This window comes from Methylobacterium nigriterrae, assembly GCF_037106235.1.
Classification (GTDB): Bacteria; Pseudomonadota; Alphaproteobacteria; order Rhizobiales; family Beijerinckiaceae; genus Methylobacterium; species Methylobacterium nigriterrae.
Genome location: NZ_JBAWTG010000354.1, coordinates 1 through 1510, shown reverse-complemented (window position 1 = coordinate 1510; position 1510 = coordinate 1). Strand labels below are relative to the sequence as shown.

Genomic DNA, 1510 nt, shown 5'->3' with positions numbered 1-1510 from the left:
AGCGAATTCAGCGCGACGCGGACAAGTACCGGACCGAGCGCAGGCAGAATGACGAGCGGGACAGCCGCTCCATGCGGCGCTTCGACAGATGAATTCGACTGCGCCAGCGTGAGGCCGCAGCCGAGCAGAGTCAAGAGGCCAAGGATGTAATCGCGAAACTACAATCCGGCCTGTTTGTAATATTATATCCGCAATCAACTGTAAATTTTTGTAGTCATGCGGGAGACCGGTCGATTTACTGCTACATTTCCGCGAGTAGCAAAAGGGTTTTATTTCGATAATCTTGCCACATCCTGAAGGCTCCGCGGTGACTCAGGAGCTCGCCGATTGGGCGTTATGGAGCCGCCCGGCTTGCGGAAGAGGAGTTATGGGAACGGGCGCTTAGCGGTGCAGGCAGTCTTTGCAGACCCGAAGAGTGGGGAGGATCTCGCCCGGCTCTTTCGGGGGCACTGGACTACAATCAGCTGCTTGGCTGCCCAGGCGCGAGCCATCTCAAGCGAGCGTCTCGCGTCATCAGAGGACCGGGCGCGGAGCGATCCTTATGGCATGGGTTCCGCGTAGAAGTCGCTGAGTTGCTGCCTCTCGTGCCCAGACAGGAGAGCCTCGTCACGGCGAGTGAACTCGGGTGCTTGGCGCAGTTGCTCCGCCGTGATGGTCGTGTGGTAGCCGTGGAGCTTCGTGTCATAGTGCAGTTGTTCCCACGGGATCGTATGAACCTCGGAGCCTACGCCCAGGAAGCCGCCGAATGAGGTCACGGCATAGGCGACATGGCCGCTGATCTTCTCGATCACGAGGCGCTTGATCGATCCGATCCGCTTCCCGTTCGCGTCGAAGACAGCCGTGCCCTCGATGTGATCGCTCTCGATGAGCGGGTGGCTCGGAGCCGATAACGTACCCGTCTCTGCCATGGCTCGTTTCCTCCAGTTTGCGATTTGACGGCACTCACGAAAGGCGATGCCTCCGCTCTCACTTCCGGTGCCATTCCCAGATGAGCCGCGCGCTGGCCGGAGGCTGGGAGTCCGTTCGATCCAGGAAGAGTTGCGCTCGGTGGAGCACGGTGCGCAGTCGCTCTCTCTCAGCCGCGATCGCCTCAACCAGCCCGACACGACGTTCCAGACGCTTCAGGTCGCGGTCGTAATCCGGCTCCGGCATGACGCCCTCCACCGTTCGGGGCGCCAGCCTAATCGCCTGGGTCAGTGACGGCCATTGTCGATCCCGCACAGCCAGCTCCCGGACCGACGAACCCCGTTCTCGCGCGAGGCTGCGAAATTCGCACAACGTGCGCGTTCCCCTTCGCGTAAGTTTCAATGCAGATGCGATCCGTCTGCGAGCGCTGGCGGCTGGTGAGGCAGCAATGCGCCCCACCAAGCCTGATCACCGAAACTAGGCGTCTGAAGGGCTACAGGCGTGGTCTTAGGTTAGTACGGGGCTCGCGTCTCGGCCGGTTGAAGCCCCACGGGTGCTCAGTCCGCGGGGCTTCGTCTAGCGGTGAGACCTGGGCGGCTGTGCT

The 1510-nt window shown here is 61.4% G+C and carries 2 protein-coding genes; both read right to left on the bottom strand.

Annotated elements, in window-relative coordinates:
• Positions 1-539: 539 nt before the first annotated feature.
• Positions 540-908: a PRC-barrel domain-containing protein gene (locus tag WDW90_RS37010; RefSeq protein WP_336492706.1), complete on the bottom strand. Its 369-nt coding sequence runs from the start codon at positions 906-908 to the stop codon at positions 540-542.
• A gap of 58 nt (positions 909-966) precedes the next feature.
• Positions 967-1152: a hypothetical protein gene (locus WDW90_RS37005; protein WP_336492705.1), complete on the bottom strand. Its 186-nt coding sequence runs from the start codon at positions 1150-1152 to the stop codon at positions 967-969.
• Positions 1153-1510 lie beyond the last annotated feature (358 nt).

Bases quoted from the DNA above. Each gene is read 5' to 3' on its own strand.
- WDW90_RS37010 (WP_336492706.1), bottom strand. From the start codon at position 908: ATGGCAGAGACGGGTACGTTATCGGCTCCGAGCCACCCGCTCATCGAG.
- WDW90_RS37005 (WP_336492705.1), bottom strand. From the start codon at position 1,152: ATGCCGGAGCCGGATTACGACCGCGACCTGAAGCGTCTGGAACGTCGT.